At 53.2% G+C, this 24,428-nt stretch carries 23 protein-coding genes; 12 read left to right on the forward strand and 11 right to left on the reverse strand.

What is annotated here, in order from left to right; all coding sequences use genetic code 11:
- Positions 1–663: 663 nt before the first annotated feature.
- From BMX66_RS12770 to rpmH, 9 genes are all read right to left on the reverse strand, one after another.
- Entirely contained in the window at positions 664–1,500 is an 837-nt protein-coding gene (locus tag BMX66_RS12770; protein WP_090882816.1) for a ParB/RepB/Spo0J family partition protein, read from the reverse strand.
- A 23-nt stretch (positions 1,501–1,523) separates the two neighbouring features.
- Positions 1,524–2,333 carry a ParA family protein gene (locus BMX66_RS12775; protein ID WP_090882818.1) on the reverse strand — a complete coding sequence of 270 codons (810 nt, stop codon included), beginning with the start codon at positions 2,331–2,333 and terminating at the stop codon, positions 1,524–1,526.
- A 69-nt stretch (positions 2,334–2,402) separates the two neighbouring features.
- Positions 2,403–3,038, reverse strand: coding sequence for a 16S rRNA (guanine(527)-N(7))-methyltransferase RsmG (gene rsmG / locus BMX66_RS12780; protein ID WP_090882820.1), 636 nt, complete (start codon positions 3,036–3,038; stop codon positions 2,403–2,405).
- Positions 3,035–4,951, reverse strand: coding sequence for a tRNA uridine-5-carboxymethylaminomethyl(34) synthesis enzyme MnmG (gene mnmG, locus BMX66_RS12785; protein ID WP_255398955.1), 1,917 nt, complete (start codon positions 4,949–4,951; stop codon positions 3,035–3,037). The genes rsmG and mnmG overlap by 4 nt, the downstream gene beginning before the upstream one ends.
- Positions 4,952–5,134: 183 nt before the next feature.
- A complete protein-coding gene (mnmE, locus tag BMX66_RS12790) occupies positions 5,135–6,502 on the reverse strand; it encodes a tRNA uridine-5-carboxymethylaminomethyl(34) synthesis GTPase MnmE (protein WP_090882823.1) in 1,368 nt (455 codons plus the stop codon).
- A gap of 83 nt (positions 6,503–6,585) precedes the next feature.
- Positions 6,586–8,295 carry a membrane protein insertase YidC gene (yidC, locus tag BMX66_RS12795; protein WP_090882825.1) on the reverse strand — a complete coding sequence of 570 codons (1,710 nt, stop codon included), beginning with the start codon at positions 8,293–8,295 and terminating at the stop codon, positions 6,586–6,588.
- Positions 8,296–8,362: 67 nt separating this feature from the next.
- Entirely contained in the window at positions 8,363–8,572 is a 210-nt protein-coding gene (yidD, locus tag BMX66_RS12800) for a membrane protein insertion efficiency factor YidD (protein ID WP_090882827.1), read from the reverse strand.
- Positions 8,560–8,907, reverse strand: coding sequence for a ribonuclease P protein component (rnpA, locus tag BMX66_RS12805; protein ID WP_369826991.1), 348 nt, complete (start codon positions 8,905–8,907; stop codon positions 8,560–8,562). Before rnpA ends, yidD begins: the two co-directional genes overlap by 13 nt.
- A 33-nt stretch (positions 8,908–8,940) precedes the next feature.
- Positions 8,941–9,075 carry a 50S ribosomal protein L34 gene (gene rpmH / locus BMX66_RS12810; protein WP_004175644.1) on the reverse strand — a complete coding sequence of 45 codons (135 nt, stop codon included), beginning with the start codon at positions 9,073–9,075 and terminating at the stop codon, positions 8,941–8,943.
- Positions 9,076–9,253: 178 nt separating this feature from the next.
- Here rpmH and dnaA point away from each other — a divergent pair, with 178 nt between their 5' ends.
- The 6 genes from dnaA to ribD all read left to right on the forward strand — a co-directional run bounded on the left by dnaA (position 9,254) and on the right by ribD (position 17,760).
- A complete protein-coding gene (gene dnaA / locus BMX66_RS12815; RefSeq protein ID WP_369826993.1) occupies positions 9,254–10,651 on the forward strand; it encodes a chromosomal replication initiator protein DnaA in 1,398 nt (465 codons plus the stop codon).
- A 198-nt stretch (positions 10,652–10,849) separates the two neighbouring features.
- Complete coding sequence (dnaN, locus tag BMX66_RS12820; protein WP_090882831.1) at positions 10,850–11,962, forward strand: DNA polymerase III subunit beta; 1,113 nt, start codon at positions 10,850–10,852, stop codon at positions 11,960–11,962.
- Positions 11,963–12,075: 113 nt separating this feature from the next.
- Positions 12,076–14,508, forward strand: a complete 2,433-nt coding sequence (gene gyrB / locus BMX66_RS12825; protein ID WP_090882833.1) for a DNA topoisomerase (ATP-hydrolyzing) subunit B — start codon at positions 12,076–12,078, stop codon at positions 14,506–14,508.
- A 206-nt stretch (positions 14,509–14,714) separates the two neighbouring features.
- Complete coding sequence (gene glyA / locus BMX66_RS12830; RefSeq protein WP_090882835.1) at positions 14,715–15,965, forward strand: serine hydroxymethyltransferase; 1,251 nt, start codon at positions 14,715–14,717, stop codon at positions 15,963–15,965.
- 105 nt (positions 15,966–16,070) lie between these two features.
- Entirely contained in the window at positions 16,071–16,550 is a 480-nt protein-coding gene (gene nrdR, locus BMX66_RS12835; RefSeq protein WP_090882837.1) for a transcriptional regulator NrdR, read from the forward strand.
- Positions 16,551–16,662: 112 nt separating this feature from the next.
- Positions 16,663–17,760 (forward strand): bifunctional diaminohydroxyphosphoribosylaminopyrimidine deaminase/5-amino-6-(5-phosphoribosylamino)uracil reductase RibD, encoded by a 1,098-nt coding sequence (gene ribD, locus BMX66_RS12840; RefSeq protein ID WP_090882839.1) that lies wholly within the window; start codon positions 16,663–16,665, stop codon positions 17,758–17,760.
- A 39-nt stretch (positions 17,761–17,799) separates the two neighbouring features.
- On the opposite strand, the gene BMX66_RS12845 is transcribed toward ribD, so the two are convergent.
- Together BMX66_RS12845 and BMX66_RS12850 are read right to left on the reverse strand one after the other, a co-directional pair.
- Positions 17,800–18,360 carry a response regulator transcription factor gene (locus BMX66_RS12845; protein ID WP_090882841.1) on the reverse strand — a complete coding sequence of 187 codons (561 nt, stop codon included), beginning with the start codon at positions 18,358–18,360 and terminating at the stop codon, positions 17,800–17,802.
- Positions 18,357–19,622: an ATP-binding protein gene (locus BMX66_RS12850; protein ID WP_090882843.1), complete on the reverse strand. Its 1,266-nt coding sequence runs from the start codon at positions 19,620–19,622 to the stop codon at positions 18,357–18,359. Before BMX66_RS12850 ends, BMX66_RS12845 begins: the two co-directional genes overlap by 4 nt.
- A gap of 155 nt (positions 19,623–19,777) precedes the next feature.
- On the opposite strand from BMX66_RS12850, the gene BMX66_RS12855 reads away from it, so the two are divergent.
- The 6 genes from BMX66_RS12855 (at position 19,778) to BMX66_RS12880 (ending at position 24,374) form a co-directional block, all read left to right on the forward strand.
- On the forward strand, positions 19,778–20,392 hold the full coding sequence (locus BMX66_RS12855; RefSeq protein ID WP_090883089.1) for a riboflavin synthase: 615 nt from the start codon (positions 19,778–19,780) through the stop codon (positions 20,390–20,392).
- Positions 20,393–20,400: 8 nt separating this feature from the next.
- Positions 20,401–21,516: a bifunctional 3,4-dihydroxy-2-butanone-4-phosphate synthase/GTP cyclohydrolase II gene (gene ribBA / locus BMX66_RS12860; RefSeq protein WP_090882844.1), complete on the forward strand. Its 1,116-nt coding sequence runs from the start codon at positions 20,401–20,403 to the stop codon at positions 21,514–21,516.
- Positions 21,517–21,723: 207 nt separating this feature from the next.
- Positions 21,724–22,206, forward strand: coding sequence for a 6,7-dimethyl-8-ribityllumazine synthase (gene ribH, locus BMX66_RS12865; RefSeq protein ID WP_090882846.1), 483 nt, complete (start codon positions 21,724–21,726; stop codon positions 22,204–22,206).
- A gap of 10 nt (positions 22,207–22,216) precedes the next feature.
- A complete protein-coding gene (gene nusB / locus BMX66_RS12870) occupies positions 22,217–22,753 on the forward strand; it encodes a transcription antitermination factor NusB (protein WP_090882848.1) in 537 nt (178 codons plus the stop codon).
- 18 nt (positions 22,754–22,771) lie between these two features.
- Positions 22,772–23,746: a thiamine-phosphate kinase gene (thiL, locus tag BMX66_RS12875; RefSeq protein WP_090882850.1), complete on the forward strand. Its 975-nt coding sequence runs from the start codon at positions 22,772–22,774 to the stop codon at positions 23,744–23,746.
- Positions 23,724–24,374: a phosphatidylglycerophosphatase A family protein gene (locus BMX66_RS12880; protein WP_090882852.1), complete on the forward strand. Its 651-nt coding sequence runs from the start codon at positions 23,724–23,726 to the stop codon at positions 24,372–24,374. Before thiL ends, BMX66_RS12880 begins: the two co-directional genes overlap by 23 nt.
- The last annotated feature ends 54 nt before the right edge of the window (positions 24,375–24,428 follow it).

Here is a 24,428-nt window from a genome sequence, read left to right on the forward strand (position 1 = left end):
TATCGCCACCGCCAGCATGGTGATCAGTCCAAACTTGTACCACCTTGAGTCATACCACAGCGACATGTCGTAATCCCGACCGCCCGACTTCGCCTGGCTTGACGTTCCTAGTGTTGTTGCCATTATGTTTCCTCCTGCTTCTTTTGTGTTAATCAAGTACTGCGCTCCCAACCCGGCGAGTGGCTTCCTCCCTTCTTCCCGCCCGGCAGCAAGCTTCGCCCATCTCTTCTGCTACCAACTATCTGCTGCTACTGCAATCCTGTACCGCTTTGTACTTCAGTATCCTTACTCCAGATATCCTTCTACCTCGGTTATTGCCAAGTTGCCGCTCAACCTCGGTTGCTGCTAAATTGCTGCTCAGTTTCTTCTCAGTTCCTTTTGTACTTCTGAGTTTGCTGCTGAGTTGTTCCCAAGTTGTTTCTGCAATATTGGTACTATCAGTAACAATATTGGTACCACCAATTTTGTTGCTACCAGTACTTTACATACCCACAACCCCGTAAAGACTATCCCCGAAGATTCTCCAAGTCAAGCAGTTTGCGGATTCTGCAAATCACTTCCCTATGAAAAACGGCGGAACAGGCTCTCCGGCGGCGCATGAGCGGTTTTCAGCGATCCTCAATTTGCCTTTTCCGGGAGCAAAACGCCAGCGTGAATTACGGATTACCAACGAGACAATATTCCATCCAGTTGCTCGAGGCTAGTGTAATGGACCACTATTGTCCCCTTGCCCTTTTTGCCCGAATTTATAACGACTTGTGTCCCGAGCTTTGCGGAAATATTTTCCTGTAAGCGCAACAGATCGCGGTCGCGTTTAGGGTGCCGCTGCGCTACCGGATGCTCTATCCGATGCACCAACCTTTCGGTCTCACGCACCGAAAGCTGTTTGTTCGCCACCAGATTCGCGATTTCTATCTGCTTTGCCTCCGGAAGCGAGAGCAGCGCGCGACTGTGCCCCATGTCGATCTTTCCCTGCATCAGCAATTCCTGTACAGGAGGCGGCAGATTGAGAAGTCGCAAAAGATTGGAAACCGCGCTGCGTGAACTGCCCAAGGCCTGACTGGCGGCTTGATGGGTCATGCCGAATTCCTTGATAAGCCTTTGAATACCCATCGCCTCTTCCAACGGGTTCAAATTCTCCCGCTGGATATTCTCGATCAGCGACATGGCCAGCGCGGACTCATCCGGCACGTGGCGGATGAGTGCCGGCACTTCAGCAAGGCCCGCCAGTTGTGCGGCCCGCCAGCGCCGCTCCCCTGCTATGATTTCATAACCCCCGGAAGATACAGGCCGCACCAGCACCGGCTGCATTACCCCCTGGGCCCGAATGGATTCGGCAAGTTCCGCCAGGGATTCCTTATCCATGTGGGTCCGGGGCTGATATTTGCCGGGCTGCAGCAGTGATATTTTCAGGTTCTGCAGTGATTCCACGGCCTTGCCGCTCTCGCTGTTGCCCGCCAACAGCGCATCCAACCCTCTTCCCAAGCCCTTCACTTTCATAAGTTTTTTACCTGCTCTATGCTTTATGCTTCCAGCTTCTGTTCGTCATCGTGTTCCCGCTCGGCGCTTGGAAAATATCTATTCAGCATTTCCCCCGCCAGCGCCAGGTAAGCCTGTGTGCCTTTGGATAGCTTGTCATGGTATAGCGCCGGAATACCGAAGCTCGGCGCTTCGGCCAGCCGCACATTGCGTGGGATCACTGTACGGTAAACCTTGTCGCCAAAGTGTTGCTGCAACTGGTCCGACACCTGTTGCGCCAGTATATTGCGGGGATCAAACATGGTGCGCAGCAAACCCTCGATCTCCAGCACCGGGTTGAGATTGGTACGCACTTTCTTTATCGTATTCACCAGATCGCTTAGCCCCTCCAGGGCGTAATATTCGCACTGCATCGGTATCATTACCGCATGGGCTGCGCACAAACCGTTGAGCGTCAGCAGATTGAGTGCCGGCGGGCAATCGATGAGAATGAAGTCGTATTCTCCGGCCACTTCTTCCAGAGCTTCTTTCAGGCGCGTTTCCCGCTGGGGCAGGTCCACCATCTCTATTTCAGCACCTGCCAGGTCCCGGTTGGCGGGAATCAGATCAAATTTGCCCGCGGGGGAGGCTACGCGAACATCTGCGATACTTCGGCTACCCAGCAATACCTGGTATACAGTGTGGTGCAGAGAGCGTTTATCCACGCCGCTTCCCATGGTTGCGTTACCTTGCGGATCAAGATCAATCAGCAAGACGCGCCGCTTCGCGGCAGCAAGGCTTGCCGCCAGATTGACGCTGGTAGTGGTTTTTCCCACACCGCCTTTTTGATTCGTGATTGCCAGAATTTTTACCATCTCGTCCGCTCCAGAACGGGCACAGATACATCGGATCGAACCGCGGGCTCCCGGATTATCCCTTGCCCGCTAACTCGCCCGCCTAATTATGACCAGATGCCGCTCTGCCTCAAGGCCGGGAATTGCGACAGGCAATATTTTTTCCACGATGAACTGCGCCGGCAACTGCGCCAGTTCTTCATGCGGATAAACGCCCTTCATCGCAACGAGCCTGCCGCCACCGCTTCCCGGGATACACAGATGTCCCGCAAGCCTGATAAAATCACCCAGGTCGGAAAAAGCGCGGGAAATAACAAGATCGAACCCGTCTTTCGGATGAAAGTTCTCGACTCGTTCATTCACCACCTCGACATTTTTCAATTTCAATTCAATTCGCGCCTGCTGCAGGAATACTGCTTTTTTATGACTGCTTTCGACCAGCGTCACATACCACTCGGGCCGTGCCAAAGCCAGGGGAATTCCGGGCAAGCCCGCGCCACTGCCGATATCGGCAATACGTGGTCCGCTTACATGCGGCAGAACCGCCAGGCTATCAAGCAGATGACGAACCAGCATTGTTTCAGGCTCGCGCACAGCGGTCAGATTATGAACCCGATTCCACTTTTGAATTAACGCGAGATGCTGCAACAAGTGGATTTGAGTTTCGGGCGGAAGTATTAATCCCAAGACCTCAAGCCCGCCAGCAAGCTGCGCCGCCAGACTCACGCGCTTATCTTTTTATGATCGGGAAAACCACGCTTCACGTGTACCAGTAATAATGAAATCGCGGCCGGAGTTACACCGGAGATCCTTGCTGCCTGTCCTGCTGTTTCGGGTTTGAACTGATTCAATTTTTGCTGTACCTCGCTGGAGAGGCCTCGTACCGTACGGTAATCCATATCCGGCGGTAAACGAATTTCCTCGTAGCGCACGCTGCGCGCTACCTCGTCCTTCTGTCGTTCAATATAGCCGTGATACTTGGCCTGGATTTCAACTTGCTCAGCCACCAGCGGGTCGGTGACAGCCTCTCCCGCCAATGGCAGCGTCATCAGTCCCGCATAAGTCACGTCCGGGCGGCGCAGCAGGTCATACAACGAGTATTCGCGTTCAATGGGTTTGCCCAATACCCGCAACACTTCCGCTTGGAGCAGGGTGTTCAAACCGGTTTTCGGGCTGAGCCAGACCGCTTTGAGCCTGTCTTGCTCGTGAGCAATGGCTTCCCGTTTGGCAATGAAGCGCGCCCACCGCGCATCGTCCACCACGCCCATCCCGCGCCCGATTTCAGTCAAACGCAGGTCAGCATTGTCTTCGCGCAGCTGCAAACGATATTCGGCGCGGCTGGTGAACATGCGGTAGGGCTCGGTAACGCCTCGGGTGATAAGGTCATCGACCAGAACACCCAGGTAAGCCTCGTTGCGGCGCGGACACCATGCTTCCCTGCCTTGCGTTTTGAGGGCGGCGTTGATGCCGGCCAGCAATCCTTGCGCAGCAGCTTCTTCATAGCCGGTCGTACCGTTGATTTGTCCGGCAAAAAACAAGCCCTCGATGCTCTTGGTTTCAAGTGAGCCTTTTAATCCGCGCGGATCAAAATAATCGTACTCAATCGCGTAGCCGGGTCGCGTGATATGAGCATTTTCGAGCCCCCGGATGGAACGCACCAGTTTAACCTGCAGGTCGAATGGCAAGCTGGTCGATATTCCGTTAGGGTATACCTCATGGGTGTCCAGTCCTTCCGGTTCCAGAAAAACCTGATGCGATTCCTTCGTTGAAAAACGCACCACTTTATCCTCGATGGATGGGCAATAGCGCGGCCCTACACCTTCGATCAGGCCGGTAAATAACGGGGAGCGATCCAGGCCACTGCGAATAATGTCGTGAGTACTGCTATTGGTGTGCGTTATCCAGCACGACAACTGACGAGGATGCCGAGCGGCGTCGCCCATAAAGGAAAAGACCGGGGCAGGATTATCTCCGGGTTGTTCGGTAACCGCCGAGTAATCGATGCTGCGACCGTCTATGCGCGGAGGGGTGCCGGTTTTCAGCCGCCCGACCGGCAGTTTCATTTCGCGCAGGCGTGCGGCAAGACTGATGGACGGGGGGTCGCCAGCCCGCCCTGCCTGAAAATTGGCCGATCCCACATGCGCCAGCCCGGCAAGGAAGGTTCCTGCAGTCAGCACTACTGCCCGCGCTGAAAATCGTATTCCCAGTTGGGTGACGACGCCCTTGACGCGCTCCCCCTCAAGCACGAGATCGTCCACTGCTTGCTGAAATATCCAGAGATTTGGCTGATTCTCGAGGCGGCGGCGGATTGCCTGACGGTAGAGCATCCGGTCGGCCTGCGCGCGGGTAGCGCGTACCGCCGGCCCCTTGCTTGAGTTTAGCGTACGAAACTGTATGCCGGCCTCATCGGCCGCAGCAGCCATTGCACCCCCTAGCGCATCCACCTCTTTTACCAGGTGACCCTTGCCGATACCCCCTATGGAGGGATTACACGACATCTGTCCCAGCGTCTCGATATTGTGGGAGAGCAGCAGCGTTCTTTGCCCCATGCGTGCAGCGGCAAGCGCGGCCTCGGTACCCGCATGGCCGCCGCCAATCACAATTACATCAAAACTGTCAGAACTTTCAGAAAAAGTCACCGGGATAGCCGTTGGAATGCTGTTTAAAGGAGGGAGCATTCTACGACAAAAAGAAAGGTTGTGTAAGGCGACGCCGTACTCGGGTTCGAAGGTCAAGTCACTTGTTTCACGTGAAACACCCGGGTTCAAAACCGTGAAACCGGCGCCCGGAAAGGAGAAGAGTCGCCAGGAAAAGCTGGGGGACTACTTGCCGATGCAGAATCGGGAGAATATTTCCCCCAGTAAATCGTCAGCGCTGAACTCACCGGTAATGGATGACAGGGCTCGCTGGGCAAGCCGCAGCTCTTCCGCCAGCAGATCCAGTTGAACGTTTCCGCCAGCCAGCCCGCACGCATTTTCAAGGTATTTCCGCGCATCGGCCAGGGCCTGGAGGTGGCGACTGCGCGCCATGAACAGCCCTTCACCTCCAGAAGAGGATCTCCAGCCGGCCACTTCAAGCAGCTTCCAGCGAAGTCGTTCGATGCCGGCACCGGTTTTAGCGGAAACATAAATATCCGCTGCCCCTTCCGGAGAATCTTCCTGATGGAAAATTCGCGGCAATCCGCTCAACAGGTCTATTTTATTATAAACATGAATGACCGGCAGCCCGGCCGGGAGGCTATGCAGAATCGCCTGATCCACCTCGGTAGCACCATACCGGCTATCGGAGAGCAATAGCACCAGGTTTGCCTTTTCGATAGCAGCGCGGGTTCGAGCGATGCCAATTTTTTCAACCGCATCGTCGGTTTCCCTTAACCCCGCCGTATCCACCAGATGTAGCGGAACGCCTTCAATTTCGATCGCCTGGCGGATGGCGTCCCGGGTCGTCCCTGGTACCTCCGTGACGATGGCTGTCTCTTCCCCAGCCAATTGATTCAGCAGGCTGGATTTTCCCACGTTGGGCTGCCCCACCAAAACAACGGATACACCTTCCCGCAGGATGCTGCCCTGACGGGCTGACGTGAACACCTGCTCCAGTTGCGTCTGAATCTTTCCCAGCTTGCTCCTGACATCGAGTCCTGCGAGAAAATCCGCCTCTTCTTCGGGAAAGTCCAATGACGCTTCCACAAGCATTCGCAGGTCAGTAAGCGCTTGCACAAGACTATGGATCGCGGCGGAAAATTCCCCCTGAAGGGAGCGCATTGCACACCGCGCGGCTTCGCTTGTCCCGGCGTCGATGATATCCGCTACGCTTTCAGCCTGAGCAAGATCCAGCTTGTCGTTCAGGAAAGCGCGCAGGGTAAATTCCCCCGGCTGGGCCAGGCGGGCGCCCGCGAAAAGACAACTGGATAACACAAGATTCATTACAGCCGGTCCGCCATGACCCTGCAGTTCCAGCACATCTTCGCCGGTATACGAATGAGGAGCCGGAAAAAAAAGAGCAATCCCCTCATCGATTACCAGCCCCCGTTCATCGAGGAATTTACTCAGACTGGCATGGCGGGCTTTGGGAGTAGACCCGGTGACTTTCCGCGCTAAAGTTCTCAGGTTCTTGCCAGAGACCCGCACAATGCCGATACCGCCTCTTCCGGGCGGGGTAGCGACAGCGGCAATAATGTCAGAATTTTCCATCCGGACATTTCTCCTGCGAGGAGTTCAGCCGGATACGAGGACTCCAGGCGGTAGCTGTTTGCAAATCAGGAAGGCCGCACTTGCTAATTCGCTTTTTTCTGCTTGCCGGCAGCTGTTGCGGAGCCCTCGATCATGCGCGTGATTTGCCATTGCTGCAGGATGGAAAGGACGTTGTTTACCAATGAATACAGCACCAATCCAGCTGGAAAGAAGAAGAAGAAGATACTGAAGGCGAAAGGCATAATCTGCGTTACCTTGGCCTGGATGGGGTCTGTTGCAGGTGGATTGAGTCTCGTCTGAATAAACATGGAAATGCCCATGATTACCGGCAGTACGTAAAAAGGATCGGGCGATGACAAATCCTGTATCCACAAGGCAAAAGGCGCATTACGCAATTCAACGCTGGCGAGCAGAACCCAGTACAGCGAGATGAATACGGGAATCTGGACGATGATGGGCAGGCACCCGCCCATGGGATTGATTTTTTCCGTCTTGTAAAAATCCATCATCGCCTGGTTCAGGCGTTGACGGTCGTGGCCGTGCTGTTCACGCAGTCGCTGCAGCTTTGGCGTGACCAGCCTTAATTTTGCCATGGAACGATAGCCGGCAGCGGATAATGGGAAAAATGCGATCTTGACCGACATGGTCAGGAGAATAATAGCCACTCCCCAGTTTCCGGTCCAGGAGTGGAACAACGACAACAACCAGAACAGCGGCGCGCCAATTATGGTCAGCCATCCGTAATCGACCGTAAGATCCAGTCCTGGTGCGATTGATGCGAGTTTGCTCTGTTCCTCCGGGCCGGCATACAGTGGAACGCTGACCGTGGCGGTTTCGCCGGGCTCGACTGTGCCCACAGGTACGATCACACCAGCGGAATACTCGTTTTCGCTGAGACGCTTTGCGTAATACTCGCGCGGTTGCTTATCCTCAGGCAGCCACGCAGCAAGAAAGTATTGCTGCAGCATGGCAATCCAGCCATTATCCGCATTTTTTGGGTACGTTGCGGTGCCCTTGTCGAGCGCGGAGAATTCGATCTTCTTGAATTTATCCTGCTCGGTAAAAAGCGCAGCGCCGGTATACGTAGGAATCATGAAGAACGAACCCGCCGGCGGCTGGCTGTCACGCAACATCTGGAAATAGGAAAAAGGATTGATGGGAGCCGCTGTATCGTTGGTCACCTCGAAACTGACATTGATGAGATAGCTTCCGCGATGAAATGTGTATACCTTGTTCACGCGCACGCCATCGGTAGCGGGTGCGACCAGCCGTATTTCGATTTTGTCCTGGCCTGCCTCCAGGCTATACGTACCCGGCTCCGCTGTATAACGGGTTTTGTGCGTGGGCAAATTCTCTCCAATCAGCCCCGACTGAGCCACATAGACGTGATCGGGTTGATTTTCCAACAACGCGAAAGGCTTGCTTTTATCCTCCTTATCAGGGTGATACAGCAACTCAAGACGGCGCAAATCACCGCCGGCGGTATCGATTTCCGCGACTACCATGTCGGTCTTGACAACTATCTTTTCCCCTGACTCCAGCCTGTCGATCGCCTTGACGGGTGCACCATTCTCTGCGGTTTCACTTTTCGCGGGCTGTGTCGAAATCAGTTTATCCCCGGGGACCGGCGTCCCCTCCTGAGCACTTGGAGGGGGCTGATTTCGCGATTCCTGAGTCGCGGGGGCCGATGATGTTGACGGAGCCGGTGGAAGCTGCTCTTTCTGCCAGGCGTCCCACAGAAACAGCATCGACGTGGAAAAAATCAGGAACAGTACAAATTTTTGTGTATCCATCTTGCTTTGCGTTTTTATGTTTTACGATACGCATATTCGTATCGAAGTAATTCAGGTCGGACAAGTCCTATGGAACAGGATCATGTCCACCGCGGGCCCAGGGATTGCAACGCAGTATCCGCCATACACTGAGAAATATTCCACGCAGCGTGCCATGTCTGGCTAGCGCCTCACATGCGTAGTGTGAACAAGAAGGGCTGAACCGGCACGAGGGCCCAAAAAAAGGACTCAGGCAATATTGGTAGAGCTTGATGAATCCAATAATTATCCGCGACATCGCTGCAATTGAACCATGAGGCTTTCGGCTTCTCCCGCCATTCGTGGCAAATCGCTGTGACTGACCCGACAGCGCAGCCGCACCACCAGATCAAGGCCCGCCAACTCGTGTTGCCGCGCACGAAAGGCTTCCCGCAACAAGCGCTTCACCCTGTTACGTCTCACGGCCAGCCGCTCGATTTTACCAGCGACAATCAGCCCCAATCTAGAATTTAACAGACCGTTGGGTTTTGCGAAAATCTGAAGAAATTCGCTGCGTGCAGAACATCTGAATCGAATAACCGAGGAGAATTCTTCTGCTTTATGCAACCGGTGAGTTTTCGGAAAGCGAATAATACGATTCCTCTAGGTAGATGTTGACGCTGCTGGTTATACCCCCAGGCGAACTCGCCCCTTGGCGCGGCGAGCCCGTATAACAGCCGCTCCGCCTGTGGTTTTCATGCGAACCCGAAAACCATGGGTTCGCTTTCTTCGCGTGACGGATGGTTGATAAGTGCGTTTCATCGCTTCCCCTGAGTCTGTTAAATAAAACTCGGCATTACAACTCTTTACGGAGGTTGATGTCAACCGATATTTTTTTCTCCCCCTGTGGATAAGTAGGTAGGAAGAGTCTAAAATAGCTGCTCGCCCCGCTTTCGAATTTCCGCTTCTTTCCCGATCCGCAATGACGACCCTGCCCGCAATGGACACCTTTTGGCTTTCCTGTCTTGAATATTTTGAGAAAGAATTAAGCGCACAGCAATTCAATACATGGATCAAGCCCTTGTACCTGGAGTTGTCGCACGGCGTTCCCGAGCCTGCCCTCGTTGCTCCCAACCGCTTCGTGATGCAATGGGTCAAGGACAACTTTCTATTCCAGATTGAACAGATGGCGGAAAACTGTTTTTCTCGTACCGTTCATTTCCAATTGAAGCTTGCTGATCAGGCCTTGGTGAAAACAACCAGTTCCGTCGCAGCGGAAGCCGCCATCAATCCAGTCCAGCTGTCTGCCGGATTCAGTGCGCCAGCGGTGCGGGCAGGAAAAGCTTCCAAAGATACGAAGGAAAAACGCGAAAAAAATCCCAGTCGGCTGAATCCCGCATTCACCTTCAATACTTTTGTCACGGGAAAGGCTAATCAGCTGGCGCGAGCCGGTGCTATCCAGGTTGCGGAACGTCCCGGCACCGCCTACAACCCGTTTTTTATTTATGGTGGCGTTGGATTGGGCAAAACACATCTGATTCAGGCTATCGGCAATTTTGTGGTGGAACATAACAGCGCGGCAAAGGTCAGATACATACACTCCGAACAATACGTCTCAGACGTAGTAAGGGCTTACCAACATAAAGCTTTTGACGATTTCAAGAGATACTATCATTCGCTGGATCTTCTGCTGATAGACGATATCCAGTTTTTCGGCGGCAAGAATCGAACACAGGAAGAATTTTTTTACGCATTCAACGCACTGATCGAAGCGCATAAACAGGTAATCATTACCTGCGATTCCTACCCGAAGGAAATTTCCGGCATGGAAGAGCGCCTGATTTCCCGTTTTGGCTGGGGTTTGACAGTTGCGGTCGAACCTCCTGAGCTGGAAATGCGGGTTGCCATCCTGTTGAAAAAAGCACTGATGGAAAATATTATCCTGGATGAAAACGTTGCCTTTTTCATAGCCAAGCATATTCGTTCCAATGTCCGGGAGCTGGAAGGTGCGTTGAAACGGGTGCTTGCTTATTCCCGCTTTACCGGCCATTCACTATCCCTGGACCTTGCAAGGGAAGCGCTGAAAGATCTGCTGGCGGTGCAGAATCGGCAGATTTCCATTGAAAATATCCAGAAGACCGTGGCGGACTACTATAAAATCAAGGTCGCCGAGATGTATTCGAAAAAGCGTTCGCGCATCGTTGCAAGGCCGAGGCAAATGGCCATGGCCATATCCAAGGAACTGACACCTCTGAGTCTGCCTGATATCGGTGAAGCTTTTGGCGGCAGAGATCACACCACCGTACTGCACGGTTATCGGAAAATTGCCGAATTACGGGCATCCGACCCAACGATCAACCGGGATTTCAATACATTGCTCCATATTCTGCGCGGTTGATCACCAGGGAATAAAACAGGATTATTTGTGGATAACTTGTCATTTTCGCGCAAGCTTAATTCCATGCACAAACTATCCACAGGCAATACCGCATCAATACCGAGCCAAGATAACACTTAACCGTTTAATAGAATTGATGTTTTTTTATTTATACCGGACTTGGCCAACCTTTATTAATGATTATTGGATTTTAAAACAATGAAACTAATAGAAACCGATAAGGATACTTTGCTGAAACCGCTACAGACGGTTACCGGTATTGTCGAGCGCCGTCATACCTTACCCATACTTTCCAATGTACTGATAGAACGAAAGCAGGAAAAAATATCGTTTGTTGCAACTGATCTGGAAATCCAGATTACCACTTCCACGGAGGATGTTAATCCCGACAGCGAAGAATACGCTGTTACCGTAGCGGCAAAAAAGCTTCAGGACATATTGCGCGCTCTTCCTGACAAGGCCCGGGTGATACTTGAAACCGACGAAAACCGGCTTCGCGCCAAAGCGGGAAAAAGCCGTTTCAGTTTACAAACGCTTCCTGTCGAAGATTTTCCCAAGTTTCCCGAGGGTACGGAACCCCAGGCAAAAATAACGGTTCAACAGAAGGAACTGAAACATATGTTGTCCCTGGTGCAATACGCCATGGCGCAGCAGGACATCCGCTACTATTTGAATGGTTTGCTATTGCTGCTGGAAGACAATTACCTGAGGGTTGTGGCTACTGATGGTCATCGTCTGGCGTTTGCACTGATGACGCTCGGAGCGCCTCAGGAAGAAAAAAAAGAGGTCATTTTGCCCCGCAAGGTGGTACTTGAGCTGGCCAGATTATTGAATGACAGTGATGAACCCGTAACAGTGGAAATTTTGCAAAATCAGGTACGCTTCAGCTTCTCGAATGTGATACTGGTGTCCAAGGTTGTGGATGGCAAATTTCCCGACTACAACCGGGTTATCCCAACAGGGTATGAAAAGCAATTTGATATAAACCGGCTGCTGTTTTTGCAGACGCTGCAGCGCGCATCGATCCTGTCAAACGAAAAATTTCGCGGAGTCCGTCTGATATTGACCAGCGGCAATCTTCGTATCGTTTGTAACAACAGCGAGCAGGAAGAAGCACAGGAAGAACTGGAGCTTCAGTATGATGGGGACGCACTGGATATTGGATTCAACATCACCTATCTGCTGGATGTGTTGAACAACCTGAGCAGTGAAACAGTGCGGTGTTCGTTTGGAGATGCCAATAGCAGCGCGCTTATCGCTATCCCCGGCAACGACGATTTCAAGTATGTCGTAATGCCGATGAGGATTTAGATGGCGCGAATAAGGCAAGAACAGCTTGAACCGGTTGCGAAGATAAATTTCAACATTCAACGAGTCGAGCAACCACGTTTCACGTGAAACTGAAAACAACTGAAGATAAGGCAATGAACGAAAAAGATCGATCCCGGCAGCAAAAGAGTAAAAGCTCGACCGATTACGGTTCAGACAGCATAAAGATCCTGAAAGGACTTGATGCGGTACGCAAGCGTCCAGGTATGTACATTGGTGACACGAGTGATGGTACCGGTCTGCACCACATGGTATTCGAGGTGGTCGACAACGCCATTGATGAAGCGCTGGCGGGTCATTGTGATGAAATTTCGGTGATCATCCACCCGGACAATTCGATCAGCGTACAGGACAACGGCCGGGGCATTCCGACCGGCATCAAGCATGATGATGAGCTGAAACGCTCTGCCGCTGAAATTGTCATGACTGAACTTCATGCCGGCGGCAAGTTCGATGACAATTCCTACAAAGTGTCGGGCGGGCTGCACGGTGTCGGCGTGTCGGTCGTCAACGCATTGTCAGAATGGCTGCGTCTCATTATCCGCCGAAACGGACAGGTTCATCAGATTGAGTTTCGTATGGGTATTCCCGTTGCTCCGCTGGCGATAACCGGCAAGACCGAACGTCGCGGCACTGAAGTGCACTTCCTCGCGAGCAAGGAAATCTTCGGCGATATCGAATATCACTATGACATATTCGCGAAGCGCTTGCGCGAGCTTTCATTTCTCAATAATGGCGTTAAAATTCATCTGATCGATCAACGCAATGCCAAGGAAGAAAATTTCGCTTTCGCTGGCGGCGTCAAAAGTTTCGTTGAATATATAAATCGGACAAAATCGGTTCTTCACCCGACTATCTTTTACGCTACCGGCGAAAAAGAAGACATCGTCGTGGAAGTCTCGATGCAATGGAACGACAGTTATTCCGAACAGGTTTTATGCTTTACCAACAACATTCCGCAAAAGGATGGCGGCACCCACCTGACCGGCTTGCGCGCCGCCATGACGCGCACCCTCAACAGCTATATCGAAAAAAATGAGCTGGCAAAAAAGGCCAAGATTGAAACTTCAGGGGACGATATGCGGGAGGGTCTATCCTGCATTTTGTCAGTGAAGTTATTCGAACCCAAGTTTTCCTCACAAACCAAGGAAAAGCTTGTCTCCTCGGAAGTACGCCCTGCCGTAGAGGAAATCGTGTCGTTAAAACTGGCCGAATTCCTGTTGGAGCACCCGCTTGATGCAAAGACGATCTGCGGGAAAATCATCGACGCGGCCAGGGCGCGCGAAGCTGCGCGAAAAGCACGCGAATTGACCCGGCGCAAGGGTGTGTTGGACGGCATGGGATTGCCAGGCAAGCTTGCGGACTGCCAGGAAAAAAACCCCGCGCTTTCCGAACTTTATCTGGTTGAGGGTGATTCAGCCGGCGGATCGGCGAAGCAGGGCCGCGACCGTAAATTTCAGGCGATCATGCCATTGAAGGGAAAAATACTGAATGTCGAAAGAGCCCGTTTCGACAAACTGATTTCATCGCAGGAAATCGCCTCCCTCATTACCGCGCTCGGGACGGGTATCGGCAAGGATGAATACAACCCGGACAAATTGCGCTATCACCGCATCATCATCATGACGGATGCGGACGTGGACGGCTCGCATATCCGTACCTTGCTGCTTACTTTTTTTTACCGGCAAATGCCGGAACTGATCGAACGCGGCCATATCTACATTGCCCAACCGCCTTTGTACAAGATCAAGCATGGCAAGCAGGAACGCTACATCAAGGATGATCATGAGCTTAAGCAATATCTGCTGGGGCTCGCACTGGCCGACGCAGAATTGCATACTCATGAAGATAAGCCCCCGCTAACCGGAGAAACGCTGGAAAATATTGCCAATGAATACCTGCTGGCCGAAGCCGTGATCGATCGCATGAGCTCGCTGCTCGACAGCGAAGTGATGCATGCCCTATTGCGCCATCCCGCCATCGATTTGAGCAACGAGAGCCATGCCGCCGAAAGCGCAGCCAAGCTTGCAGCGCACGTAGCCTCGCCAAACCTCACCATAACGCCGGAGTATGACGCTGCTTCCGAGGAATACCGGCTGAGAATATCGCGTATGCATCACGGCAATGTCCGGGCCAGTTATCTTGATCAGGATTTTCTGCAAAGTGGCGACTACATTCAGGTAAAGCAAACCGCCGAAGTACTCCACGGTCTGATCGGGCCTGCTGCATACGTCAAGCGCGGCGAAAAGAAACAGGCCGTCGACGACTTCAAGCAAGCACTCGACTGGCTGCTTGAGGAAGTTAAAAAAGGCATTGGTACCCAGCGCTATAAAGGGTTGGGGGAAATGAACCCCGCCCAGCTATGGGAAACAACCATGGATCCAAACAGTCGCCGGTTGCTGCGCGCACAAATCGAGGACAGCATTGCCGCCGACGAAATTTTCACGACCTTGATGGGCGACATTGTCGAGCCGCGCCGTGCGTTTATTGAGAACAATGCGCTGGGAGTGAGAAATCTGGATGTCTAGTGGATGTGCATTGCCGCTTAAATGCAAAAACCTTGCAATCTCGCGGCACTTCCTGATGCATATGCATCCAGTTTTCTGATGGTGAGCGCTGGAACATAAGAGTTCGAAGCGATTTAAAATTAAGAAGACTAACCGGATTCTTCCGCAGATTACCGGTGGTAAAATGCCCGATTCATTTTCTAAAAATATCAAAGGAATAAGCCGCCATGTTGTCCCCGAAATTAACCCTGGAAAGCGTTGACCCCGATGTCTGGCAGGCAATCAAAGGTGAAATACAACGGCAGGAAGAATATATCGAGTTGATCGCCTCCGAGAACTATGCCAGCCCGGCGGTGATGCAGGCACAGGGAACGGTGCTGACCAACAAATACGCGGAGGGCTACCCCGGCAAGCGTTATTACGGGGGTTGCGAGTATGTCGACGTAGTGGAACAGCTTGCAATAGACCGGGTAAAGGCGCTGTTTAATGCGGAATATGTGAATGTTCAGCCGCATTCCGGATCGCAGGCCAACGCTGCGGTGTATTTGACGGCCCTGAAGCCGGGCGATACGCTCCTCGGCATGTCGCTCGCCCATGGCGGGCATTTGACTCACGGCGCATCGGTTAATCTCAGCGGCAAAATCTTCAATGCCGTTTCCTACGGGCTCGATCCAAAAACCGAAGAGCTCGATTACGAAGAAGTGGCACGCCTCGCGCACGAACACAAGCCTAAAATGATCGTTGCAGGGGCTTCCGCTTATGCGCTGGTGATAGACTGGAAGCGTTTTCGAAAGATCGCCGATGAAGTGGGTGCCTATTTGTTCGTCGATATGGCGCACTACGCTGGATTGGTAGCAGCAGGATATTATCCCAACCCTGTCGGCATTGCAGATTTTGTCACGAGCACCACGCACAAAACATTGCGCGGGCCGCGGGGCGGATTCATCATGGCCAGGCCGGAGCATGAGAAAGCGCTTAATTCAGCCATTTTTCCCCAAACTCAGGGCGGCCCACTGATGCACGTAATCGCAGCCAAGGCGGTAGCTTTCAAAGAAGCCGCCAGCGAAGAATTCAAGAATTACCAGGAACAGGTGATCGATAACGCGCGCGTGATGACCAAGGTGTTGCAGGAGCGCGGTCTGCGCATCGTCTCCGGGCGCACCGATTGTCATATGTTTCTGGTGGACTTGCGCCCCAAGCATATTACCGGCAAGCAGGCGGCCGAGTCGCTGGAGTTGGCGCATATCACCGTCAACAAGAATGCCATACCCAACGATCCGCAAAAGCCATTTGTCACCAGCGGGATACGTATCGGTACCCCTGCCATGACTACCCGTGGTTTCAAGGAAATTGAAGCGGAACAACTGGCGAATCTGGTTGCCGATGTGCTGGATGCGCCCGCCGATGTCGCGGTGCTTTCGCAAGTGGCGCATGAGGCAAGATCCCTATGTGCGAAATTCCCCGTTTATCAGCGTTGATTTGTGCAAGGGTCGAAATTGCCGCTGCCGCATGGGGGAGCGGCAATAGGCTATAGGCAGCACCGGCCGATTTAACGGTTCATTCTCTTGACTTGAATATGAATCATGAAATGCCCCTTCTGCAATGCAGATGACACAAGCGTAATCGACTCCCGGGTAAGCGAGGAAGGCGACAGAATACGCCGCCGCCGCCGCTGCCCTGTATGCGATAAACGCTTTACCACATATGAAACGGTGGAACTGCGTTTGCCCCAGGTAGTAAAACAGGATGGCAACCGCACCGAGTTCGATCGCAAGAAACTGCTGACCAGTTTCATGCGAGCGTTGCACAAGCGTCCTGTTCCCACCGGAGAGGTGGACGCAGCCATGGACCGTATTGTGCAAAAGCTTCTGAGTCTGGGCGAACGCGAGATACCTTCGCGCAGGATCGGCGAGATGGTAATGGAGGAACTGTATAAACTGGACAAGGTGGCATATATCCGCTTTGCCTCGGTTTACAGGAGCTTTCAGGACGCGGACGATTTTCATAACGCGATCAGGGAAATGCAAAGGCCGCAGAAGAGGAAGGCAGTAAAAAAAGCCTGATTCAAACGCCAGTAACTCTTTGCAACGCCAGCAACTCTTCATCATTCCCTACTGGACTGCGCAGTAATTGAAAGTCGCAGAAGCTCCACATTTCGGAATCATGGATTCCCATATGTTCTCGTCAACCGATTACGGTTACATGGCCCAGGCCTTGCGGCTCGCCGAAAAGGGATTGTATAGCACCAGCCCCAATCCCCGCGTCGGCTGTGTACTGGTGCGCAGTGATCAGGTAGTGGGCAGCGGCTGGCACGAACGCTCGGGCGAGCCTCATGCCGAAATAAACGCTCTTGCTGAGGCCGGCGCGGCGGCGCGAGGCGCGACTGCTTATCTTACATTGGAGCCATGCAGTCATCATGGGCGCACCCCTCCTTGTGCCGACGCATTGATCAAAGCTGGCATTGCCAGACTCGTAACAGCCATGCAGGACCCAAATCCTCTGGTATCAGGCAGGGGCTGCGCGCTGCTGCAAAACGCCGGGATAGAAGTGCAAACCGGTTTAATGGGAGCAGAAGCAAAGGCGCTGAATATCGGTTTCATCACGCGAATGACACACGGACGCCCGTGGGTAAGAATGAAAATCGCGGCGAGCCTTGATGGCAAGACCGCTCTCAATAACGGCGTCAGCCAATGGATTACCAGTGAAGCAGCGCGGCGCGACGGCCATCGGTTCCGAGCCCGATCCTGTGCGGTCATGACCGGTATCGGCACCGTGCTGGCGGACGATCCGCAGCTCACGGTGCGTCACATGGAAACCTATCGCGAAAACGTCAGGCAGCCGTTGCGGGTGGTAGTGGATAGCCGTCTGGAAATACCAGTGGATGCCAGCTTGCTGCGCGGTGACGGAGAATTGATTTTTACCACGACCGCTGGCGAGGGAAAGATCCTGGCGTTGCATGACATGGGCGCGCGCGTGATCGTATTGCCGGATGAAAATAACGGTGTTGATCTGGCTGCAATGATGCAGAGGCTTGCTGATTTTGAAATAAACGAACTGCTGGTTGAGGCGGGCTGCAAATTGAATGGCTCACTCATCCTGGCGGGACTGGTGGATGAGCTGGTGGTTTATCTTGCGCCGTATCTGATAGGTGATATGGCCCGCGGCATGTTAAAGCTGCCGGAATTATCGGACCTCGCGCAAAAGCGGGCGCTCAAGATTCACGATTTGCGAACGATTGGGCCGGACATTCGCATCATCAGCCGTTTTTCGTAAACGGCATCAAGAAGATTGTTAGGGCTTAGGGCTGCCCTCTTATGTTTTAGCGGGGTACTTGGTAAGTTTTCGCTGCAGCGTCCGGCGATGCATGTTGAGTATTCTCGCCGTTACGGAAACATTGCCTTTGTTCTCGTTCAGGACGCGTTGAATATATTCCCATTCAAGCCGCCCGACCGACAGCGGATGCGAGCGAATCTGCACATCCGCATCGCCTGAAGTGCGCTCGAACGCAAGCATGATTTCATCCACGTCGACGGGTTTCGCCAGATAATGCGTTGCCCCGAGTTTGATTGCCTCCACCGCAGTGGCGATACTGGCATAACCAGTCAACATGACAATGCGGGTACCGGGATCAAGCGCTTGCAGTTTTTCAACCAGGGTCAATCCGGAAGTGCCGGGCAGCCGGAGGTCGATAACCGCATATTCGGGTGTGCAAAGCTCGACACATCCCAAAGCCTGTTCGACGGTATGCGCGCAGGTGACATCGAACCCGCGTTTTGTCATTGCGTTCGCAAGAACGGTACAAAAAGTCGTATCGTCGTCGACAATCAGCAAAGTGGGGCGATCCTCCACTTCCATCGTCGTTACCGTTGTCATATCGATTGCCGTATCAGAGGTAGTATAACTTGAGTACAGGCGCCGCCTTCGCGGTTGGTAAGGCGCACGGTGCCGCCAAACCGCTCAATATTGGCGTTCGCCAGAAATAAGCCGATCCCGAAACCCTGTCCAGGCGCTTTGCTCGTGAAGAAGGGCTGGCCTGCGCGCTGTACGGCTTCCCCGGTGAGTCCCTCGCCGTAGTCGAGTATTTTAAGGTGTAATTCCTCATAGTTCCAGGTCACTTCTATCTCAATATGTTTCAGTGAGGCATCGGCCGCATTATTCAACAGATTTAAAATCGACTGGCTCAATAACTGCGTATTCAGGATTTGGGGAGCAGGCTGTATGCCGCTACCGCGGTAAGTAAACTGGACGGCGGGCCGCATCAACTGCCATTTATCCAACACCTGGCGCAAAAAATAATCGACTGCCTGACCGCTGCCGTCTTCCGCTCGCGCCTGGCCGGCATCGGCCAGCAATTGTGTCAATGTACGCTTGCACTGGGTGATCTGATCGCGCAGTATCCTGATATTACTTTGAAATTCGCTATTTTCCGTATGTTCATTCTGCAGTTCTCCAGTTACCACCGCCATCGTTGCCAGCGGTGTTCCGAGTTCGTGCGCTGCGCCTGCAGCCAATGTCCCAAGCGCGATGATTTGTTCATTACGTAATGCTTGCTCGCGTGCCAGTGCCAGGTCCTTGTCGCGTTCGCGTATCGAAATCCCCATCTTGACAACGAACCAGGCGATCAATACGGTGCTTAGCACAAAGGCCAGCCACATTCCCGACACATGCAGGTTGAACTCGCTGTTATGCTCTTCATGATCATGCGGCAACGGTACATAATAAAAAAGCAGCAGCGTGTAACAGCTTATCGTGATTGCGGCCATTACCCAGGTGTAAGCCCAGGGCAAGGCGGCGGCGGCAATCGTCAGCGGCAAGAGATACAGAGAGATAAAAGGATTGGTCGAGCCGCCGCTGAAATACAGCAATGCGCTTAATGCAAAGACGTCAACCAATAGCTGAACAAAAAACTCGACACTCGAAACCGGCCACTTGCGGCGGAGACGTATCCATGTTGCAACGTTCAAGACGCCCAGCATAACCGCTACCGCAACCATTTCGGACCATGGCAATTCCATTTCGAGTACCCAGTGCGCCAGTGCAAAAGTCAGGCACTGGGCCGCAATGACAATATTCCTGAGCAGGAACAGCCGGTGCAAATTCTTGCTTAGCGGCGATTGGCTGGAATCACTGAACATTTTCGTTGCTGGTTCCTGTCCGACGAGTTTGTGTAATATGTAAGCTGGACATTAGCGTATATTGCCATCCAGGACCCGCGGCAAATTGCCTCATGCCTTCTTGTCCTGAACAGGCGCGCAATCAGAGGTTATTGTATTTGAAATTGGAGGGTTTGATGTTCACCGGAATTGTCGAAGCGGTTGGCGAGATAAAACAAGCCATCTCACGGGAGGGTGGCATAAGCTTGAGTATTGCGCCTGCGCCCGGCACATTGAACTTTGGCGATATCAAAACCGGGGATAGCATCTCGGTAAATGGGGTCTGCCTCACCGTGGTCGCGCTGGCAAACGAAACGTTTACGGTGGATGTATCATGCGAAACATTGAGTTGTACCGAAGGTCTGGATAAACAGGGGGGTCGAGTCAACCTCGAAAAGGCACTGCGCCTTTCGGACAGGCTCGACGGCCATCTGGTAAGCGGTCATGTGGATGGCATCGGTGAAGTGGTCAGGTTCGAGCCGGCAGGGGAAAGTTATTTACTGGCGATCAAGGCGCCCGGCTCATTATTGAAGTATATTGCCAGGAAAGGTTCAATCACGGTGAACGGCGTCAGTTTGACGGTAAATCAAATTGAAGGAGAGGAGTTGGAGATCAATCTCATTCCTCATACCCTGGCTGTAACGACATTGAGGGATTTGCGCGCTGGCGCGAAGGTAAATCTGGAAGTCGATATGATTGCACGATATGTGGAGCGCTTGCTGGCGGCGCGCGAGCCATTGAGTAACGGTTGAGGTCTGCCATGGTCACCAGTTCGATTCAGGAAATAGTTGCCGAAATCAGGGCCGGCAAAATGGTAATCCTCGTAGATGAGGAAAATCGCGAAAACGAAGGGGATCTCGTTCTGGCGGCCGATTTTGTCACCCCTGGAGCCATCAACTTCATGGCGACGCATGGCCGTGGGCTGATTTGCCTGACGCTAACCGAAGAGCACTGCCGCAAACTCAATCTGCCGCTGATGGTAGTGTCGAATCGCTCTCCGTTGGGCACGAATTTCACGGCCTCAATCGAGGCTGCCAGCGGGGTCACGACCGGTATTTCTGCTGCCGATCGTGCCCGCACTGTGCAGGCAGCGGTGAATCCTGACGCAAAGCCAGAGGATATTGTTCAGCCGGGACACATTTTTCCCCTGATGGCCCAAAACGGAGGTGTGCTCGTGCGGGCTGGGCATACCGAAGCCGGTTGTGATCTAGCGAATCTGGCGGGACTTAGTCCTGCCTCGGTGATTTGCGAAATTCTGAAGGATGATGGAAGCATGGCTCGTCTACCGGATCTGGTGGAATTTGCCGCAAAGCATCAACTCAAGATCGGCGCTATCGCTGATCTCATTCATTACCGCAGCCGCACCGAAAGCCTCGTTAAACGGGTGGCCGAACGTTCCATCCAGACAGTTCACGGCGAGTTCCGGCTTGTGGCTTATCTGGATAAAACAGTCAATGCTACACACCTCGCTTTGATCAAAGGCACGATCGACCCGGGCACTGAAACGCTGGTGCGTGTGCACGAGCCGCTTTCGGTCATGGATTTGCTCGACATAAAGGACGATACTCATTCCTGGAATGTAAATGATACGCTTCACGTAATCGCAAACGCGAAAAGCGGGGTTATCGTGCTGCTCCACTGCAGGGAAAGCGCGGCTGAGCTGATGGAACGGGTGGTGCCGGCAAAATCCCCACGTATTGTTGCTCGAACTGACTTGCGCGATTATGGTATAGGTGCGCAGATACTCAAGGACCTTGATGTGGGCAAGATGCGGCTGCTGGCCGTCCCGCGAAAAATGCCCAGCATGGCGGGTTTCGGGCTCGAAGTAACTGGCTATCTGGAGCCGATAAATAAAGGCCAAACGCAGGACCGCTGAAAATCCAGCCGAGAGATTTGGCATCGTTTCATTTTCGTCAACAGGAAAAACATTTTCCAACAGTATCTGCGGCAACCTGAGTAAATCGGCATTCCCAACGGATACTTGCAAACACGGTTTTAATGGGGGCCTTAACCGCTTTCGCTTTCGGATAGTCCGGATTTACTCTTCGTCTGTAGCAGCCAGATCTTGTTTAAAGGAGCAAACATGGCACGATATGAAAACATTCTTGAACTCGAACCCGATCTCGATGGTGGCGAGTTGCGCATCGGCATTGTTATGAGCCGTTTTAACATTGATGTAAGCGAGGGATTGCTCAGCGCCTGCACCGCGGAACTGGCGAAGCGGGGCGTGGACGATGCGGCCATGTTACTGGTGACAGTCCCAGGCGCGTTGGAAATTCCAATGGCACTGCAAAAAATGGCTTTAACCGACCAGTTCGACGCACTGATAGCCTTGGGCTCGGTGATACGCGGCGACACCTATCACTTTGAAGTCGTATCCAACCAGTCTACCAGCGGCGTAGCCGCAGTGCAGTTGGACACGGGCATCCCCATTGCCAATGGCATTCTTACTACCGATACCGACGACCAGGCATTGGCGCGGATGAGCCAAAAAGGAACAGAAGCCGCGCAGGTGGCGATAGAGATGGCGAATCTACTCAGAGAACTGGATGAAGTGACACAATGAATTTAGCGCAATGACACAGATTAAACCGGTAGTCAAACGGGCAAACCAGCCACCAAAGCAGCCGGTAGCGGATGCGCCAGCCAACGCCCCGCCCGGCAAACCGCACACCCGGCCGGGACGTAAAACCCGCCGCCGCCAAGCCCGCGAACTGGCTTTGCAAGGGCTTTACCAATGGTGCGTGGCCGGCGGAACCGTCGAGGCAATCGAAGCGCAGCTACACGAAACCAGGGAATTTCCCAAGACCGATGAGGAATATTTCTCAGGCCTGCTGCGAGGGGTCCTGGGGAATGTATCGCAACTGGAGAAGCAGATTCAGCCGTATCTGGATCGGCCATTGAAGGAACTCAGTCCAGTGGAAATTTCCATACTGCTGCTCGGCACCCACGAGCTGGAGAGTCACCCGGAAATACCCTACCGGGCAGTGATCAATGAAGCCGTCGAGCTAGCCAAAACGTATGGCGGTACCCATGGACATAAATACGTAAACGGCGTACTGGATAAATTGGCGGCCAAGCTGCGAGCAGCCGAGGTCAATGCAAAGTTTTGATCGCGAAACGTCAAAAAAGTGCTCTCCGAATTCGACATCATTCAGCGTTATTTCATCCGTTCCGCCCCTCATGTCGTATTAGGCATAGGAGATGATGCTGCTCTGATCAGGCCTCCCTCAGGGATGGAACTGGCGATTTCCACTGATATGCTGGTATCCGGCCAACATTTTTTTTCCGATGCCGACCCGCACAAGCTGGGCCACAAATCCCTGGCAGTGAATCTTTCCGACATGGCCGCGATGGGCGCAACCCCGCGCTGGGTCATGCTTTCGCTGGCGCTACCCGAACCAATGGCGAGGGAGAATGACAAGTGGCTGCAGTCGTTCGCCGATGGGTTTTTCGACCTTGCTCATGCACATCAGGTAGAGCTTATCGGTGGAGATACCACCAGGGGGCCGCTCAATATCTGTGTGACTATCATTGGCGAGGTAGGGAAGGGAAAGGCTTTACGCCGCAGCGGGGCCAGGCCGGGTGACGACATATGGATATCGGGCCATTTGGGCGATGCAGCTCTGGCGCTCGCTCATCAGCAGCGGCGCATCGTGCTTGAGACCGGGGATATGGAAGAATGCCTGTCCGCACTGCATACTCCAACGCCGCGGGTCGCCTTGGGGCAGCGATTGATCGGCCTGGCCCATAGCGCAATCGATATCTCAGACGGACTGCTGGCCGACCTTGAACATATTCTGAAACGTTCAAATGTCGCGGCTGTCATCAGAATGGATGAGATAAATTGCTCGGCCTCGGTAAAGAAATACCTCCCGCATCCGGTGGCAATCCAATGCTTGCTGGCCGGAGGAGACGACTACGAGCTCTGCTTTACCGCTCCCCAGGGGAAGCGCGCAAAAATCGAAATGCTTTCCCGTGAGCAAGAAATTCCACTGACCCGCATCGGTGATATCCACGAAGGAGGAGGATTGGTCGTGCTGGATGCTACGGGCAGAGCAATAACGCTGGAGACAACGGGTTATGACCACTTCCGCACGGGGTAGTCCAGAAAATAGCAGAGTTGACGGCCGGCCTGATGGTCCGCCGGAGAATCTGCCCCTGCCTGAACCGGAGATCAAGTCTGCAAAAGGATGGGGTGGAGCTGATGGGTCTAAAGGACCCGGGCTCGGGTCGGCTTCCGAAGCCGTCAAGCCACGCCCTAGCAAGGCATTTGTGCGAAGCCACCCTGCGCACTTTATCGCATTTGGCGCCGGCGCAGGTTTAAGCCCGATTGCGCCCGGCACCGCAGGTACGCTCGCAGCATTCCCCTTGTTCTGGCTGTTTAACTATGTCCTCGACCCGGTTAAATTTTTCCTGTTGATCAATGTCATGTTTGTTGCTGGCATCTGGGCGTGCAGCGTAACCGGCAAGACGCTGGGCAGTCACGACCACGGCGGTATGGTTTGGGATGAGATTACCGCTTTCCTGCTGGTACTGTTCCTTACGCCCAATAACCTGATCTGGCAAGCATCTGGATTTCTGCTGTTTCGTTTGTTCGATATAATCAAACCGCCTCCCATCGGATATTACGATAAAAAACTGCGCGGCGGTTTTGGTGTGATGTTTGATGACTTGTTGGCTGCGTTCCTGACGTTGCTTTGTCTGGCCGCGTGGAAGGCGTTTGCAATATAGGATACCAATATAGAGCATGTCTCAAGGGGATAATCTTAAAGGAACGGATTTCCA

Source organism: Nitrosovibrio sp. Nv6, assembly GCF_900110495.1.
Classification (GTDB): domain Bacteria; phylum Pseudomonadota; class Gammaproteobacteria; order Burkholderiales; family Nitrosomonadaceae; genus Nitrosospira.